This window comes from Streptomyces sp. NBC_00005, assembly GCF_045160215.1.
GTDB lineage: Bacteria > Actinomycetota > Actinomycetes > Streptomycetales > Streptomycetaceae > Streptomyces.
Genome location: NZ_CP108316.1, coordinates 4,157,803 through 4,174,667, shown reverse-complemented (window position 1 = coordinate 4,174,667; position 16,865 = coordinate 4,157,803). Strand labels below are relative to the sequence as shown.

14 protein-coding genes are annotated in these 16,865 nt (G+C 67.7%); 8 read left to right on the top strand and 6 right to left on the bottom strand.

All coding sequences use genetic code 11. The annotated features are described in order from the left end of the window. The first annotated feature begins 46 nt into the window (after positions 1-46). Positions 47-388, top strand: coding sequence for a hypothetical protein (locus OG303_RS19055; protein WP_405869601.1), 342 nt, complete (start codon positions 47-49; stop codon positions 386-388). On the opposite strand, the gene OG303_RS19050 is transcribed toward OG303_RS19055, so the two are convergent. From OG303_RS19050 to OG303_RS19035, 4 genes are read right to left on the bottom strand one after another with little or no spacing between them, the layout of a single operon-like run. After that, a complete protein-coding gene (locus tag OG303_RS19050) occupies positions 369-1,139 on the bottom strand; it encodes a succinate dehydrogenase/fumarate reductase iron-sulfur subunit (RefSeq protein WP_405869600.1) in 771 nt (256 codons plus the stop codon). The two genes, OG303_RS19055 and OG303_RS19050, sit on opposite strands and share 20 nt — an antisense overlap. Further along, a complete protein-coding gene (locus OG303_RS19045) occupies positions 1,136-3,079 on the bottom strand; it encodes a fumarate reductase/succinate dehydrogenase flavoprotein subunit (protein ID WP_405869599.1) in 1,944 nt (647 codons plus the stop codon). The genes OG303_RS19050 and OG303_RS19045 overlap by 4 nt, the downstream gene beginning before the upstream one ends. Next, positions 3,079-3,900 carry a hypothetical protein gene (locus OG303_RS19040; RefSeq protein WP_405869598.1) on the bottom strand — a complete coding sequence of 274 codons (822 nt, stop codon included), beginning with the start codon at positions 3,898-3,900 and terminating at the stop codon, positions 3,079-3,081. Before OG303_RS19040 ends, OG303_RS19045 begins: the two co-directional genes overlap by 1 nt. A 19-nt stretch (positions 3,901-3,919) precedes the next feature. Further along, entirely contained in the window at positions 3,920-4,210 is a 291-nt protein-coding gene (locus OG303_RS19035; protein ID WP_405869597.1) for a hypothetical protein, read from the bottom strand. A 334-nt stretch (positions 4,211-4,544) separates the two neighbouring features. Between OG303_RS19035 and OG303_RS19030 the strand changes: the two genes are divergently transcribed. The 7 genes from OG303_RS19030 (at position 4,545) to OG303_RS19000 (ending at position 15,573) form a co-directional block, all read left to right on the top strand. Then, a complete protein-coding gene (locus tag OG303_RS19030; protein WP_405869596.1) occupies positions 4,545-6,665 on the top strand; it encodes an ABC transporter family substrate-binding protein in 2,121 nt (706 codons plus the stop codon). A gap of 137 nt (positions 6,666-6,802) precedes the next feature. After that, positions 6,803-8,710, top strand: coding sequence for a translational GTPase TypA (gene typA, locus OG303_RS19025; protein ID WP_405869595.1), 1,908 nt, complete (start codon positions 6,803-6,805; stop codon positions 8,708-8,710). Positions 8,711-9,351: 641 nt separating this feature from the next. Next, complete coding sequence (locus OG303_RS19020) at positions 9,352-10,386, top strand: ABC transporter permease (RefSeq protein WP_405869594.1); 1,035 nt, start codon at positions 9,352-9,354, stop codon at positions 10,384-10,386. Between the two features lie 86 nt (positions 10,387-10,472). Next, the gene (locus OG303_RS19015; RefSeq protein WP_405869593.1) at positions 10,473-12,278 is read left to right on the top strand and encodes an ABC transporter substrate-binding protein; all 1,806 of its coding nucleotides are present in this window, start codon (positions 10,473-10,475) and stop codon (positions 12,276-12,278) included. A gap of 92 nt (positions 12,279-12,370) precedes the next feature. Beyond that, complete coding sequence (locus OG303_RS19010; RefSeq protein WP_405869592.1) at positions 12,371-13,351, top strand: ABC transporter permease; 981 nt, start codon at positions 12,371-12,373, stop codon at positions 13,349-13,351. Between the two features lie 21 nt (positions 13,352-13,372). After that, positions 13,373-14,434: an ABC transporter ATP-binding protein gene (locus OG303_RS19005; protein WP_405869591.1), complete on the top strand. Its 1,062-nt coding sequence runs from the start codon at positions 13,373-13,375 to the stop codon at positions 14,432-14,434. A gap of 11 nt (positions 14,435-14,445) precedes the next feature. After that, a complete protein-coding gene (locus tag OG303_RS19000) occupies positions 14,446-15,573 on the top strand; it encodes an ABC transporter ATP-binding protein (RefSeq protein ID WP_405869590.1) in 1,128 nt (375 codons plus the stop codon). Here the strand turns inward: OG303_RS19000 and OG303_RS18995 are convergent. Both OG303_RS18995 and OG303_RS18990 read right to left on the bottom strand, forming a co-directional pair. Further along, positions 15,570-15,770 (bottom strand): DUF397 domain-containing protein, encoded by a 201-nt coding sequence (locus OG303_RS18995; RefSeq protein WP_405869589.1) that lies wholly within the window; start codon positions 15,768-15,770, stop codon positions 15,570-15,572. The two genes, OG303_RS19000 and OG303_RS18995, sit on opposite strands and share 4 nt — an antisense overlap. An 8-nt stretch (positions 15,771-15,778) precedes the next feature. Next, positions 15,779-16,633 (bottom strand): helix-turn-helix domain-containing protein, encoded by an 855-nt coding sequence (locus tag OG303_RS18990; protein WP_405869588.1) that lies wholly within the window; start codon positions 16,631-16,633, stop codon positions 15,779-15,781. Positions 16,634-16,865 lie beyond the last annotated feature (232 nt).

The following is a 16,865-nucleotide window of genomic DNA, read 5'->3' as shown; positions in this document are numbered from 1 at the left end:
CCCTGGCGTGCGGACGAGGCTCCGGGCGCGGTCATGAGGGGGGCTCGTGAGCAACTTGCATCTGCTGAGCGGTGTCGGTGCCGTCGTCGTGACGGCCGGCGTGGTGTTCGGCGTCCTCGCGATCACCATCGGCTGGCTGCCCCCGGGGGCGGGGCGCGCCAAGGTGCTCCGGCCCCGGGTGTGGGGGTACGGCACCCTGACCACCATGGCCGGGTTCGGGACGTTCCTCTACCTCGGCCCGTTGCAGGGCCCGGCCACCGCCCACTTCCTGCCCTCGATGGCCGGCATGGCCGTGGCCTTCGTCGGCCTGTCCCTGCAACGGCTGTCCTACCGCCGGGGCCGCACCCCTCAAGACCCTGGTCAGCGCCCTACGAAGACCGCCTCCTGATCTTCGACCCCAGCCACACCAACGGGTCGTACTTGCGGTCGACTGCCCGCTCCTTCAAGGGAATCAGCGCGTTGTCCGTGATCTTGATGCCCTCGGGGCACACCTCCGTGCAGCACTTGGTGATGTTGCAGTAGCCGAGGCCGTGTTCGTCCTGGGCGGCCTTCTTGCGGTCGAGTCCGTCCTCGGCGGCCGCGTCCAGCGGGTGCATGTCCAGCTCCGCGACCCGCATCAGGAAGCGCGGGCCGGCGAACGCCGTCTTGTTCTCCTCGTGGTCGCGGACGACATGGCAGGTGTCCTGGCACAGGAAGCACTCGATGCACTTGCGGAACTCCTGCGAGCGGTCCACGTCCTCCTGCATCATCCGGTACTCGCCGGGGCCGAGGTCCTCCGGCGGGACGAAGGCCGGGACCTCGCGCGCCTTCGTGTAGTTGAAGCCGACGTCCGTCACCAGGTCGCGTACGACGGGGAAGGCGCGCAGCGGCGTGACGGTGATGGTCTCCTCCCGCGTGAACACCGACATGCGCGTCATGCACAACAGCCGCGGCCGCCCGTTGATCTCCGCCGAGCACGAACCGCACTTGCCCGCCTTGCAGTTCCAGCGCACGGCGAGGTCGGGAGCCTGACTGGCCTGGAGGCGGTGGATGATGTCGAGGACCACCTCACCGTCGTTGACCTCGACCTTGAAGTCCTCCAGGCCGCCGCCCTTGATGTCACCCCGCCACACCTTGAAACGGGCCTCGTAGCTGCTCACTCGTACAGCTCCTCTTCGGCGAGGTACTTGACCAGCTCCTCCTTCTCGAAGAGGGCGAGCAGGTCGGCGCGGATGGGGTCGGTGGTCTCACGGGTCAGGGCGATCTGGCCGCGGACGGGGTCCGTGGCCGCCAAACCGCCCGTGGGGTCGGTCAGTTGGCACAGCAGGTTGAGGCGGCGCCACTCGCGTTCCATCGTCGGATGGTCCTCGCGGGTGTGGCCGCCGCGGGACTCCGTGCGCTCCAGGGCCGCCCGGGCCACGCATTCGCTGACCAGCAGCATGTTGCGCAGGTCCAGGGCGAGGTGCCAGCCGGGGTTGAACTGGCGGTGCCCCTCGACGCCGGCCCGGCGGGCCCGTACGCGGAGATTCGCCAGCTTCTCCAGTGCCTGCTCCATCTCGGCCTCGCGGCGGATGATGCCGACGAGGTCGTTCATGGTCTGCTGGAGCTCCTGGTGGAGGGTGTACGGGTTCTCCGGCGGGCGTCCGTCGTCCGCGCCGGGCGCGGGGCCCTCGGCGGAGAAGGGGCGCAGCGCCTCCGCGGCCGCCGTGTCGACCTGGACCTCGTCGACGGCGGGGCGTTCGAAGGCCAGGGCCGCCGAGTGCTCGGCCGCGTGCCAGCCCGCCCGGCGCCCGAACACCAGCAGGTCGGACAGCGAGTTGCCGCCGAGCCGGTTGGAGCCGTGCATGCCGCCGGCCACCTCGCCGGCCGCGAACAGCCCCGGCACCCCGCGCGCGGCGGCGGTGTCCGACTCGACCGCGATGCCGCCCATCACGTAGTGACAGGTCGGCCCGACCTCCATCGCCTCCGCGGTGATGTCCACGTCCGCCAGCTCCTTGAACTGGTGGTACATGGACGGCAGTCGGCGCCGGATGACCTCGGCCGGCATACGCGTCGACACGTCCAGGAAGACGCCGCCGTGCGGGGAGCCGCGGCCCGCCTTCACCTCGGAGTTGATCGCACGGGCCACCTCGTCGCGGGGCAGCAGCTCCGGAGGACGCCGGTTGTTGTCCGCGTCCTCGTACCAGCGGTCGCCCTCCTCCTCCGACTCGGCGTACTTCTCCTTGAAGACGTCGGGGATGTAGTCGAACATGAACCGCTTGCCCTCGGAGTTGCGCAGTACCCCGCCGTCACCGCGGACGGACTCGGTGACGAGGATGCCCTTGACCGACGGCGGCCAGACCATCCCGGTCGGGTGGAACTGCACGAACTCCATGTTCAGCAGCGGCGCCCCGGCCAGCAGCGCGAGCGCGTGTCCGTCGCCCGTGTACTCCCACGAGTTCGACGTCACCTTGAAGGACTTGCCGATGCCGCCGGTCGCGATGACCACGGACGGGGCTTCGAGGACGAGGAAACGGCCGGTCTCACGCTCGTATCCGAAGACACCGGAGACCCGGCTGCCGTCCTTGAGGATCCGCGTGATGGTGCACTCCTGGAAGACCTTCAGACGCGACTCGTAGTCACCGGTCTCCTTCTTGTCCTCCTGCTGGAGCGACACGATCTTCTGCTGGAGGGTGCGGATGAGTTCGAGGCCGGTGCGGTCGCCGACGTGCGCGAGGCGCGGGTACTCGTGGCCGCCGAAGTTGCGCTGCGAGATCTTGCCCTCTTTCGTACGGTCGAAGAGGGCACCCCAGGTCTCCAGCTCCCACACCCGGTCCGGGGCCTCCTGCGCGTGCAGCTCGGCCATCCGCCACTGGTTGAGGAACTTGCCGCCGCGCATGGTGTCGCGGAAGTGGACCTGCCAGTTGTCGTGCTCGTTGACATTGGCCATCGCCGCCGCGATGCCGCCCTCGGCCATCACGGTGTGCGCCTTGCCGAACAGCGACTTGCAGATCACGGCCGTACGAGCGCCGCGCTCGCGCGCCTCGATGGCCGCACGCAGTCCGGCGCCCCCGGCGCCGACCACGACAACGTCCCACTCCTGGCGGTCGACCACGGACATCAGAAGAACCTCGGATCGTCGAAGGCGCCTGAAGCGAGCAGATAGACGTAGAAGTCGGCGAGCGCCACGCTCACCAACGACGCCCAGGCAAGCAGCATGTGACGGGCATTCAGCTTCCCGACGAACTGCCACGCCTGGTAGCGCACGGGGTGCTTGGAGAAGTGTTTGAGCTTCCCGCCGACGATGTGCCGGCAGGAGTGGCAGGAGATCGTGTACGCCCAGATCAGCGTGATGTTGACCAGGAACACGAGAGTGCCGAGGCCCATGTGGCCCCAGTTCTCGTCCGTGTCCCGGAAGGACAGCACCGTGTCGTACGTCAGGATGCCGGCGACCAGGATGGCCGCGTAGAAGAAGTACCGGTGGATGTTCTGCAGGATCAGCGGGAAGCGGGTCTCACCGGAGTACTTCTTGTGCGGCTCGGCCACCGCGCAGGCCGGGGGCGATGCCCAGAAGCCGCGGTAGTAGGCCTTGCGGTAGTAGTAGCAGGTCAGGCGGAAGCCCAGCGGGAAGATCAGGATGATGATCGCCGGGGAGATCGCCCACCAGCTGCCGAAGAGGTCGGCGTTCGGGCCCGAGGGCATGTTCTTGCAGTTCTCCGCCAGGCACGGCGAGTAGAACGGCGAGACATACGGCGCCGAGTAGTAGTCCGCATTCGCGAAGGCCCGCCACGTCGAGTACACGATGAAGGCCAGCAGACCGGCCGCGGTGGCGGCCGGGGCCAGCCACCAGCGGTCGGTCCGCAGATGCGGGGCGTCGATCGCGGCGCGCGTACCGGTCCGTACGCCGCCGCTGTTCAGATGTGGTTCCGTACCAGTGGCCAACTCATGACTCCGGTCGGGTTCAGGGGGCGTGGCGGTCGCGGGCGCCGAGTCCCTCGTCGTCCGTGTCGACCCACAGGGAGGGGTCGTAGGGGGTGTCGGGGATGGTGACGAGTTCCGGCTTGCGGGGCGCAGCCGGAGTCGATGCCGCGTCGCGCAGGAGCGCGACGCTCTCCCGCAGGTGATCGGCGTCGGCACGGACGCGGCGCATGTCGAGCCCGCCACTGCCCAGCTGCTTCTCCAGGCGGCCCACGGACCGGGACAGGTCGTCCAGGCAGCGCTGCATTGTCGTCAGGTCGTCTTGCACGGACATGACGTGACCTCACTTCCATGGGCCGTCAGGCCCCAGGTGGCAACGTTCATGCGCCTGCGAGTGTTGCGCGTCACACCTGCCGGTGGGAAGGGATGTGCAGCGATTGGCGGATTGAACGCCTCCAGTGCACGCCCGCAAGCGCTCTGTGTGCGCCGGGGGCGCGTGTTGCGCCGCACGGGTGAGCTTCCCCGCGCCTGTCGCCGTGTCGCTCCCGGTAGGCGAACCCTTTCCTCTTCAGTGGTGCCGTAGATCTGATCAACTCCAAAATACCGCCAAATGTGATCAGACCCCCACCCATGTCACCGGCGGGAGCGGCTCCCCGGAGGTAGCAGAGATGTCCCACCACGGCGTCGGCCCCAGGCCCGGTCGCAGCGCGGTCATGCGCTCGGTCGCCTTCCTCACCGCGGGTGTGCTCGTGGTGCCCGCACTCGGCGGCTGCGCCTCCGAGGACAAGGCGGGCAAGCCCCTCGCGGGCCAGGACATCGCCCCAGCCGCCCGTGGCCAGGTCGTCGACGGCGGCACGCTGCGGTGGGCCGTGGACGACATGCCGGACACCCTGAACACCTTCCAGTCGGACGCCGACGCGGCCACCAGCCGCATCGCGCAGGCCGTCCTGCCCTCCATGTACCGGCTGGACGTCAACGGGCGGCCGCAGCGCAACGCCGACTACCTGGAGTCGGCCAAGGTCGTGAAGACCGAGCCCAAGCAGGTCGTCCTCTACAAGCTCGACCAGCAGGCCGTCTGGAGCGACGGCCGCGAGATCGGCGCCCCCGACTTCGTCGCCCAGTGGCGCGCCCTGTCCGGCAAGGACAGCTCGTACTGGACGGCCCGCAACGCCGGCTACGACCGCATCGAGAAGATCGAGCGCGGCGCCAACGACCTCGAGGTCAAGGTCACCTTCGCGCGGCCGTACGCCGACTGGAAGTCGCTGTTCTCGCCGCTGTACCCCAAGGACGTCATGGGGACGCCGGACGCCTTCAACGACGGGGCGCGCACCAAGCTCAAGGTCACCGCCGGGCCCTTCGCGCTGAAGCAGGTCGACCGCAAGAACGAGCAGGTCTCCCTCGTCCGCAACCCGCGCTGGTGGGGCCGGCCCGCGAAGCTCACCGAGATCGACTTCAAGGCCGTACCGCTGGACAAGCGGGCCACCGCGCTGGCCGACGGGAAGATCGACCTGGCCGAGATCGACCCCTCCGACGCCCAGCGCATCGCCGTGGCCGACCGGGCCAAGGGCACGGCCACGCCGCTCATGGGCCCGGGCGCGGGGCGCACCGCGGCGAAGGCCCTGAACGGTCTCGTGGTCCGCAAGTCGCTGGAGCCGGCCTACACCCAGCTCGCCCTCAACGGCTCCCAGGGCGCCCTCGCGGACGAGCGCGTCCGCCGCGCCGTCGCCCGTGCCCTCGACCGCGAGGCGCTCGCCGAGGTCGTCCTCAAGCCGCTCGGGCTGCCCGCGGTGCCCGTCGGCAGCCACCTCGCGCTGTCCGGGCAGGCCGTCTACGCCGACAACAGCGGCGCGCTCGGCGGTCAGGACACCAAGGAGGCGCAGGCACTGCTCGCGGACGCCGGGTGGGTGCGCGGCGGTCCCGTCAAGGAGCAGGCGAAGAAGGGCGAGAAGGCCGCCGGCGCCGAGGGCAGGAAGACCGACGACGAGTCCGAGGGCGGCGACGAGGGGACGTACATCGTCGGCGAGGCCAACGAGGACAACAAGGCGGACAACAAGGGGGAGGACGACAAGGACCCCCGGGACCACCAGAGGAAGGGCAGCGAGGAGGGCGGCAAGCACCTCGCGGACGGCAAGTACGCCGAGCAGCAGCTGCAGCAGGGCGGCGCACCCGGCGCCTACGCCCCCAAGGGCACCGCCGCCCCGGCGGGTGCCGCGGCCGGTGCGCTCGCCAAGGACGGCAAGCCGCTCAGCCTCCGCTTCGTGCTCCCGTCGGGAGCCGGCTCGGAAGTCCTGCGCACCGTGGCCGACCGGATCAGCCGGATGCTGCAGCGGGTCGGCATCAGCACGGAGATCAAGAAGGTCTCCGACGAGAGCTACTTCAAGGACCACATCGCGTCCGGTCAGTTCGACCTCGCCCTGTACTCCTGGCCCGCCTCCGCCTTCCCCGCCACGGACTCCCGGCCCGTCTACGCCAAGCCGGTCCCGGCCGCCGACGGCTCGCTCGACGTCGAGCAGAACTACACCCGCATCGGCACCGACCAGGTCGACCAGCTCTTCGACCAGGCCGCCGCCACCCTGGACGGCGACGAGAACCGCTCCCTGCTCCGCAAGGCCGACTCCCGGATCTGGGCGGCCGCCGGCTCCATCCCGCTCTACCAGCGCCCCCAGCTGACGGCCACGAAGAAAGACCTGGTGAACGCCGGATCCTTCGGTTTCCAGACCCCGCTCTACGAGGACATCGGCTTCCTGAAGAAGGGCGCGAAGCCCTCCGCGAGCCCGTCCGGAGACTGAGCCGCGTGGCCCTGCGGAGGCTGCCTCTCCCAGGGCCACGTACCATGGGGTAAGGCCGTGGCGTGTCAAGCCCGGCAAGGCCGCGTCACACGGACGTACGCACAGGCCTTCCTCACACTCCGGGAGTACGCCGCAATATGGCCACGCGCCACGACATCCGCAATGTCGCCATCGTCGCCCACGTCGACCACGGCAAGACGACCCTTGTCGACGCCATGCTGAAGCAGGCCGGTGCCTTCGCGGCGCACGCCGCCGAGTCGCTCGACGACCGCATGATGGACTCGAACGACCTGGAGCGTGAGAAGGGCATCACGATCCTGGCCAAGAACACGGCCGTGAAGTACCACCCGAAGGATGGCGGCGACGTCATCACCATCAACATCATCGACACCCCGGGCCACGCCGACTTCGGTGGCGAGGTCGAGCGCGGTCTGTCGATGGTGGACGCGGTGGTCCTGCTGGTCGACGCCTCCGAGGGCCCGCTGCCCCAGACCCGCTTCGTGCTGCGCAAGGCGCTGCAGGCCCGCCTGCCCGTCATCCTGTGCATCAACAAGACGGACCGCCCCGACTCGCGCATCGACGAGGTCGTCAACGAGGCCTACGACCTCTTCCTCGACCTCGACGCCGACGAGGACCAGATCGAGTTCCCCATCGTCTACGCCTGTGCGCGTGACGGTGTGGCTTCGCTCACCAAGCCGGAGGACGGCACCGTCCCGGCCGACAGCGACAGCCTGGAGCCGTTCTTCTCCACGATCCTGTCCCACGTCCCGGCTCCCGAGTACGACGAGGCGGCCCCGCTCCAGGCGCACGTCACGAACCTGGACGCCGACAACTTCCTCGGCCGTATCGCGCTGCTCCGTGTCGAGCAGGGCGAGCTGCGCAAGGGCCAGACCGTCACGTGGATCAAGCGTGACGGCACGATGTCCAACGTCCGCATCACCGAGCTGCTGATGACCGAGGCGCTCACCCGCAAGCCGGCCGAGATGGCGGGCCCCGGTGACATCTGCGCCGTGGCCGGTATCCCGGACATCATGATCGGCGAGACGCTCGCCGACCCCGAGAACCCGATCCCGCTGCCGCTGATCACGGTCGACGAGCCGGCGATCTCGATGACCATCGGTACCAACACCTCGCCGCTGGTCGGCCGCGGCGGCACCGGCAAGGGCGCCAGCGCGAAGGCCGCGGTCAAGGACCGCAAGGTCACCGCCCGTCAGGTCAAGGACCGCCTGGACCGCGAGCTGATCGGCAATGTCTCGCTCCGCGTGCTCGAGACCGAGCGCCCCGACACCTGGGAGGTGCAGGGCCGCGGTGAGCTGGCGCTGGCCATCCTGGTGGAGCAGATGCGCCGCGAGGGCTTCGAGCTGACCATCGGCAAGCCGCAGGTGGTCACCCAGCAGGTCGACGGCAAGACGTACGAGCCGGTCGAGCGCATGACGATCGACGTGCCCGAGGAGCACATGGGCGCGGTCACGCAGCTCATGGGCGTCCGCAAGGGCCGGATGGACAACATGTCCAACCACGGCTCGGGCTGGGTCCGCCTCGAGTTCGTCGTTCCGTCCCGCGGTCTCATCGGCTTCCGTACCGAGTTCCTGACCGGTACGCGCGGCACGGGCATCGCGCACTCCATCCACGAGGGCCACGAGCCGTGGTTCGGCGTGCTGACGACCCGGAACAACGGTTCGCTGGTCGCCGACCGCGCCGGCGCCGTCACCGCGTTCGCGATGACGAACCTCCAGGAGCGCGGTGTGCTGTTCACCGACCCCGGCACCGAGGTGTACGAGGGCATGATCGTCGGCGAGAACTCGCGCTCCGACGACATGGACGTGAACATCACCAAGGAGAAGAAGCTCACCAACATGCGCTCGGCCGCCGCCGACTCGTTCGAGGCGATCGTGCCGCCGCGCAAGCTCTCCCTGGAGCAGTCCCTGGAGTTCTGCCGCGACGACGAGTGCGTCGAGGTGACCCCGGAGTCCGTTCGCATCCGCAAGGTCGTCCTCGACCAGAAGGAGCGCGGTCGCTCCGCGAGCCGCGCCAAGCACGGCTGACAACAAGCCATTTGAGGCCCGGGCGCCCCCATCTTGGGGGTGCCCGGGCTTTTTGCAACCCATTTTCTGGCGCCCTGTGTCCGTAATGCGGACCCTCGCGCCCGATAGCCATGTAACACGTCCGTTTCGTGGCCTTCTCCTCCCGAACAGTTTGTCCAAGTTTTGGAAGGTGTAGGAGCCAGCTGTGACTGAATTGAGATTTAAAGACGGTGGTCGGTACCTGGCTCATGGCAGATAGTTAGCCGCGTAGCGCTCGGGTCAATGGGTCTCGCGCTGTGGGGACAGCGCCGACTCACGAGCACCAGGGGGCGTTTGACCCTCCGTCAGGGGTGTCGGAGGGCAGACACGTGCCCCCTCCTGTTGGTGAACACGTGGAGTCATGAGGAGGAGCCCCATGCGCGGTGTCACGAACACCAGGTGGGTCACGCCGTCCGTAGCACGCAACTGCCCTCCCGCATACGGCGGTTCAGTCTGAGGAAATAGCCGGCCGCTCAGTGCGGGCTTACGCCTACGCGCGTCCGGCTGCGGGTTTCCCGCCATCCTCGGGTGCCCTGACGCTTCTTCATGATCCGGTCCGCGATCGCGCACACCCTGCGCCGGTCGCCGGCTCGGCACACCCACACCTGTGAAATGGGCGAACTGTGACAAGTCCTATCGACGTCGAGGGCGGCGGTACGTCGGTCGTGGTCGACGGCGCGGCACGGCCTCCGGGGACACCCGAGGCCAAGGCGCTGGAGGGCCGGTCTCCCGGCCAGTTGATGTGGATCCGCTTCAAGCGCGACCGCACCGGCGTGATCTCGGCCTGTGTCGTGATCTTCTTCTTCCTGGTCGCGGCGGCGGCTCCGCTGATCTCGAAGGCGTACGGCAAGAACCCCTACACCGTGTACGCCGACGAGCGCCCGGATCTGTTCGACAGCGCGGGTGTGCCGGTGCAGCCCAACGGCGGCATCAGCGGCGAGTTCTGGTTCGGCCTCGAACCGGGCAACGGCTACGACGTGTTCACCAAGCTGATCTACGGCATCCGCACCTCGCTGATGATCTCCGTCGCGGTCACCCTCGCCGTCGTCGTCACCGGCATCCTCCTCGGAGTGACGGCGGGTTACGCGGGCGGCAAGACCGACTACGCCATCGGCCGCGTCATCGACTTCCTGCTCGCCTTCCCCTCGCAGCTGTTCTTCATCGCCAGCATGCCGGTCGTGGTCTCGCTGTTCGTGAGTCCGCGCGACGAGACGCCGACGTATGTACGGGTGCTCGCGCTGATCGTGGTGCAGTGGGTCCTCGGCTGGATGAGCCTCGCCCGCATTCTGCGCGGCACGACGCTCGCCCTGCGAGAACGGGAGTTCATCGAAGCGGCCAAGGTGAGCGGGGCGTCGCCCTGGCGGATCATCCGCAAGGAGATCCTGCCGAACGTGGTGACACCGCTGCTGGTGCAGTCCACGTATCTGCTGCCGAACTTCGTGACGATCGAGGCCGGTCTGTCGTTCCTCGGCGTCGGGATCGTCGAACCGACGCCCGACTGGGGTCAGATGTTCGCCAAGGCCTCCACCGAGCTCGTGCTGCAGAACGACATCACCTACATGTTCTTCCCCGGCATCTCGATGATCATCTTCGTCGTCGCGTTCAACCTGCTCGGGGACTCGGTCAGAGACGCCTTCGATCCCAAGTCGTCGCGCTGACCGGACAGTTCGAGGGCGTCTCGCCCGGATCCGCACGGCCATTCCTGATTTGCACTGGTGACACACAGATGGGTGGAAACTGAGTGATGAGTAGGAGCGGACGCCACGCATACGCCGCATTGTCCGTGTTCGCGGCCGGGGCACTCGTGCTCACCGGTTGCAGCAAGGGCGGCAGCGACGCGAGCGACAACAACAAGCAGGACCAGGAGAACGCCAAGCGGCAGCAGTCGTCGATCAAGTTCGGCGACGCGGCGGATTCCCAGGGGCCCGCTGCTGCCGTGAAGGGCGCCAAGTCGGGCGGCACGATGGAGGTGCTGCAGCGCGACAGCTTCGCCCACCTCGACCCCGCGCAGATCTATGTCTCCGACGAGATGGCGGTCGCGCAGCTGATCCACAGAGGCCTGACCGGTTACAAGGCCAGCGACAGCGGCAAGGTGCACGAGGTCGTCGGCGACCTGGCCACCGACTCCGGGACCACCACGGACGGCGGCAAGACCTGGAAGTACACGCTCAAGGACGGTCTCAAGTTCGCGGACGGCACCGCGATCACGTCCAAGGACGTCCGCCAGACCTTCGAGCGGCAGTTCGCGTCCTTCATCAACCAGGGCCCGACCTACATCCAGCAGTGGCTGGCCAACACCTCCGGCACCGAGTACCGCAAGCTGCTGCCGGACGGCCCGTACAAGGGCAAGCACCTGCCGGACAGCGTCCTGCAGACGCCGGACGAAAAGACCATCGTCTTCAAGTTCAAGTCGCCGCACCCGGACCTGCCGTACGCGCTGGCCATGGCCGGTTACTCCGTCGTGTCGGCCAAGGGCGACACCAAGGAGAAGTACGACAAGAACCCGGTGACGACCGGTCCCTACAAGATCCAGTCGTTCAAGTCCGGCAAGTCGATGGTGCTCGTCAAGAACACCAACTGGGACCCGAAGAGCGACCCGATCCGCAACCAGTACGTGAACCAGTGGGACTTCACGTTCAACCAGCAGTTCGAGCAGTCCACCAAGGCGCTCCTCGCCGACAGCGGCGCCGACCAGGCCGGCATCAGCCTCAGCAACCAGGTCGACGCGGGCAACCTGTCCAGCGTCCTCAAGGATCCGAAGCTCAAGGCCCGCACGATCTCCGGCTACCAGTCGTACGTCGGCCAGATGAACATCAACCTGAACAAGCCCGAGCTCAAGGACATCAACATCCGCAAGGCCATCGCCTACGCTCTGCCGGTCACGCCGTTCGTCCGTGCCTACGGCGGCACCGACGCCATGGAGGTCGCCGGCGGTCTGATCAGCCCGACCGTCAGTGGCTACGACGCGAAATTCGACCCGTACGGCAAGAAGAAGAAGCCCGCGGGCGACCCGGCCAAGGCCAAGGCGCTGCTCAAGAAGGCCGGCAAGCTCAACATGAAGCTGACCTTCGGCTACATCAACACCCCTGAGGGCCAGCAGTACTCCACGGCCATGGCGGCGGGCCTCAAGAAGGCCGGCTTCGACGTCCAGCGCCAGGAGATCCCGGCCGAGTCGTACTACGACCAGGTCAGCAAGGTGAACAACAACTACGACATCTTCCACACCGCGTGGGGCGCCGACTGGCCGTCCTCCTCGACCGTCATCCCGCCGCTGTACGACGGCAGGCTGATCGCCGACGGCTCGTCGAACTACTCGCAGGTCAACGACGAGCACGTGAACAGCGAGATCGACCGCATCAACAAGATCACCGACCCGGTCAAGTCCGCGGCGGAGTGGGAGAAGCTCGACAAGTACCTCCTCACCAAGGTGGTGAACGAGGTTCCGACCGCGTACTACAAGCAGACCCAGATCGCCGGTTCCAAGGTCGGCGGCTTCGTCTACGACGACGTGATCGGCGGCGTCGACCCGCGTCGTCTGTTCATCAAGTAGCCCGTGTCCGACCGGTACCCGGTGTGTGAGCCCCGCGGGGCGGGCGCACCGGGTACCGCCCGGCCCGTCGACGTCAGAGAGCTGCCCCTGTCATGCTGCGCTTCCTCTTCCGCCGGTTCCTCGGTGCCGTCGTCATCCTTTTCCTGCTGAGCATCGTGACGTTCCTGCTGTTCTTCGGGATGCCGCGTGACCCGGCGCTGCTGATGTGCGGCAAGACGTGCAACCCGACCAGCCTCGCGAACATCCACCATGTGCTCGGCCTCGACAAGTCGATCCCCGAGCAGTACGGGATCTTCCTGCACAACGTTCTCTTCGGCAGCAGCCAGTTCGCCCAAGGCCCTTGCCCCGCCCCCTGTTTCGGGTACTCGTACCACACCAACGACCAAGTCTGGGCCACGCTCATGGACCGGCTGCCCATCACGATCTCGCTGACCCTGGGCGGCGCGGTGGTCTTCCTGATCGTGGGTCTCGGCACCGGCGTGATCGCCGCCTGGAGGCGGGGCACGCTGCTGGACAAGACGGTCACCGCGGGGTCGATGGTGCTCAGTTCGATGCAGATCTACTTCCTGGGCCCCCTGGCGCTGGCCGCGCTGGTCTACCAGACGCACATCTTCAGCAAGCCCGCCTACAACGACTTCACCGCGGATCCGGTCACCTGGTTCAGCGGGCTGATCATTCCCTGGGTGGTGCTGTCCACGATCTTCGCCTCGCAGTACACCCGTATGGCGCGCTCGTCGATGATCGAGCAGCTCCAGGAGGAGCACGTACGCACCGCCCGCGCCAAGGGCATGTCCCGCAGATACGTCTTCTTCCGCTACGCCTGGCGCGGTTCGCTCATCCCGATCGTCACCATCTTCGGCATCGACCTCGGGTCCTTGCTCGGCGGCGCCATCATCACCGAGTACACCTTCGGGCTGCCGGGGCTCGGCCATCTCGCCGTGGACGCCGTGTCGTTCAGCGATCTGCCGCTGCTGCTGGGCGTGATGCTGTTCTCGGCCACCATGATCCTGCTTTTCAACATCGTCGTCGACGCCTGCTACGCCGTCATCGACCCGCGCGTGCGGCTGTCCTAGGCCGGGTATGAGGAGACTGTCGTGACCACTGTGACCAAGGAAGCCGGGGCGCCCGTACCGGCCGACGCGGGCGCCTTCCTCTCCGTGCGGGACCTGCACGTCAGCTTCAGGACCGAGGACGGCATCGTGAAGGCCGTCGACGGGCTCTCCTTCGACCTGGAGCGCGGCCGCACGCTGGGCATCGTGGGCGAGTCGGGCTCCGGCAAGTCCGTCACCAACCTGACGATCCTCGGGCTGCACAACCCGATGTTCACCACGGTCGAGGGCGAAATCCTGCTGGAGGGGCGGGAGTTGACCACGGCTCGGGAGTCGGAGCTGGAGAAGTTGCGCGGCAACAAGGTCGCCATGATCTTCCAGGACGCGCTGGCCTCGCTGTCGCCGTACTACACGGTGGGCCGGCAGATCGCCGAGCCGTTCATGAAGCACACCGGGGCCTCGAAGAGGGCGGCCTGGGCGCGGGCGGTGGAGATGCTCGGCAAGGTCGGCATCCCCAATCCCAAGGAGCGGGCGAAGGATTACCCGCACCAGTTCTCCGGCGGTATGCGCCAGCGCGCGATGATCGCCATGGCGCTGGTCTGCGACCCCGACCTGCTGATCGCCGACGAGCCGACGACGGCTCTGGACGTGACCGTCCAGGCCCAGATCCTCGATCTGCTCAAGGACCTGCAGCAGGAGTTCGGCTCGGCGATCATCTTCATCACGCACGACCTCGGGGTCATCGCCGACATGGCCGACGACATCATGGTGATGTACGCGGGCGGCGCGGTGGAGCGGGGCACGACGAGCGAGGTCCTGCGTTCGCCGCAACACCCGTACACCTGGGGCCTGTTGAACTCCATGCCGCGCCTGGACTCGGACCTGTCCGCCCCTCTCAACCCGATCCCCGGCGCCCCGCCCTCCCTCCTCACGCCGCCGTCCGGCTGCCGTTTCCACCCCCGCTGCACCTTCCAGGACCGGGTCGACGGCACCCGTTGCGTCACCGAACGCCCGCTGCTGGCCCCCGACCGCGCCTCCGCGTGCCACCTCACGGCGGAGCAGAAACACACCATCTTCGTGGAAGAGATCAAGCCCGGTCTGGGCTAGGAGGAGACGTCATGACAGAGGACCTCGTCCTCCCCGCTCCGAGGGACGCGGGCGCCGGCCCGGGGGAGCCGCTGCTCGAAGTCGCGGGGCTCACCAAGCACTTCCCGGTCAAGGGTGGCTTCCCGATCCGGCGCACGGTCGGCGCCGTGCAGGCCGTGGACGGCATCGACCTGACCGTGCACGTCGGCGAGAGCTTCGGCCTGGTGGGGGAGTCGGGCTGCGGCAAGTCGACCACCGGCCGGCTGATCACCAAGCTCCTCGCGCCGACGGCCGGGAAGATCTCGTACCGCGGCCGGGACATCACCCACGCCACCCGCAGGGAACTGGCGCCGGTCAGGTCCGAGATCCAGATGATCTTCCAGGACCCGTATTCGTCACTGAACCCGCGCCAGACGGTCGGCAAGATCATCTCCGGCCCGATGGAGATCAACGGGATCGAGCCGGAGGGCGGAAGGGAGGGGCGCGTCCGCGAACTCCTGGAGATCGTCGGCCTCAACCCTGAGCACTACAACCGCTTCCCGCACGAGTTCTCCGGCGGCCAGCGTCAACGGATCGGTGTGGCAAGGGCGTTGGCCCTGGAACCCAAGCTGATCGTCGCCGACGAGCCCGTCTCGGCCCTGGACGTCTCGATCCAGGCGCAGGTGGTCAACCTGCTCCAGGAGGTCCAGAAGGAACTGGGCATCGCCTTCCTCTTCATCGCCCACGACCTGGCCGTCGTACGGCACTTCTCGCACCGTGTCGCGGTCATGTACCTCGGCAAGATCATCGAGGTCGGCGACCGCGCGTCCATCTACACCCGCCCTCGCCACCCCTACACCCACGCCCTGCTGTCCGCCGTCCCGGAGGTGAACCTCTCCGACGAGCAGGACACGGGCGGGCGCGAGCGCATCCGCCTGGCCGGAGACGTCCCGTCCCCCATCTCCCCACCCTCCGGCTGCCGCTTCCGCACCCGCTGCTGGAAGGCGCAGGACAAGTGCGCGGCCGAGGAGCCGCCGCTGATCCAGATCTCCGGCAACCACACCGGCCACCTGACGGCCTGCCACTTCCCGGAGGAGCCGACGATCGAGGCACGGGACGAGGACATTGTGCTGGATCCGGCGTTGGCGGCGTTGGAGGAGGGCGCGGGCGACGGGAGCTAGCGCTTCCCGGCGTGAGGGGTCTTCAGGGCGTCGATGAAGGGGGTGAAGGCTTCGGTGGGGAAGGTGAGGGTGCCGTAGGCGGGGTCCTTGGAATCGCGTATCGCTACTCGGGTGCGGTTGTCGGCGATTTCCACGCAGTTGTTGCCGTCGCCGCCGCCGGAGTAGGACGACTTGCGCCAGTTGTCGGGGGTGGTCACGGTGTGCCTCACAGTTCCTTGGCCAGGGCGTGGATGAAATCGCGCGACCTTGCGGGGTTGTGCGATACCGCTTCTACCCTACGGAAGACTGTTCGAAAGACGCTGAGTTGAGCCTCGGAGTCGATGAAGGCCGTGCCGTGAGGCGCGTCGCGAACGGCGGTGTCCAGCCTGGGGACGGTGCCGCCGGCCAGCATCATGGTGCTCCAGGTCCCGCCGAAGCCGTCCAGGTCGAAGGGGATGACCCGCACGACGATGTGATCCGCCTCGGAGAGTTCCAGGACGCGAGCGAGTTGAGCCCGCGAGGTGGTGCGGTCGCCGACTCGGATGCGCAGCGCCGCCTCGTGGATGATTGCCTTGTACGGGGTGGGGGTGGGGCGTTCGAAGATCGCTCTGCGCTGCATTCGGTGCCGGACGCGCAGTTCGAGGTCCTCGCGGGGGAGTTCGGGGACTCTGGAGGAGAAGGCGGCTCGGGCGTAGTCCTCGGTCTGAAGCAGGCCCGGGATGAACAGGAATTCCACATCGTCGCGGTAGATGGCGTGGTGCTCCAACTCGGCGATGTCCAGGAACGAGGTGGGCAGAAGGCCGCGGTACTCCTCCCACCAGCCACGCGCCCGGTCTGTCGCCACCGCTGCTAGTGCGTCGATCAACTCCCCATCGGAACAGGCATAGTTGGCGGCCAGTCGACGCAGACGCTTCTCGCTGACGCCGGTGAGGGCGGACTCGATCTGGTTGATCTGCGCGGAACTGACCCCGAGCAGTGCCGCCGCCTCTCGGCCCGTGAGGCCTGCCACGTCACGAAGCCTGCGCAATTCGATCCCCAGACGCACCTGACGCGCCGTTGGATCGCGCCTCAACCCGGCCATGCACCGCTCCTCGGCTCAACGCGCCTGTAAGCGCGACTCGTTCAGGGTCAGATTACGCGACGAGCTTGCTTGACCTGTAAATCGAGGTCTACCGTTAGTGACGCGACGCACACGCTGCGAAATGCCGGGGCACCGGAAGCGCACCGCTCCGTCCTGCCACGACGGCTGCGGCAATGCCACCGCCCGCAAATTCCGCGGCCCTCCGAAACCCCCACCACTGAACCGGAGTTGA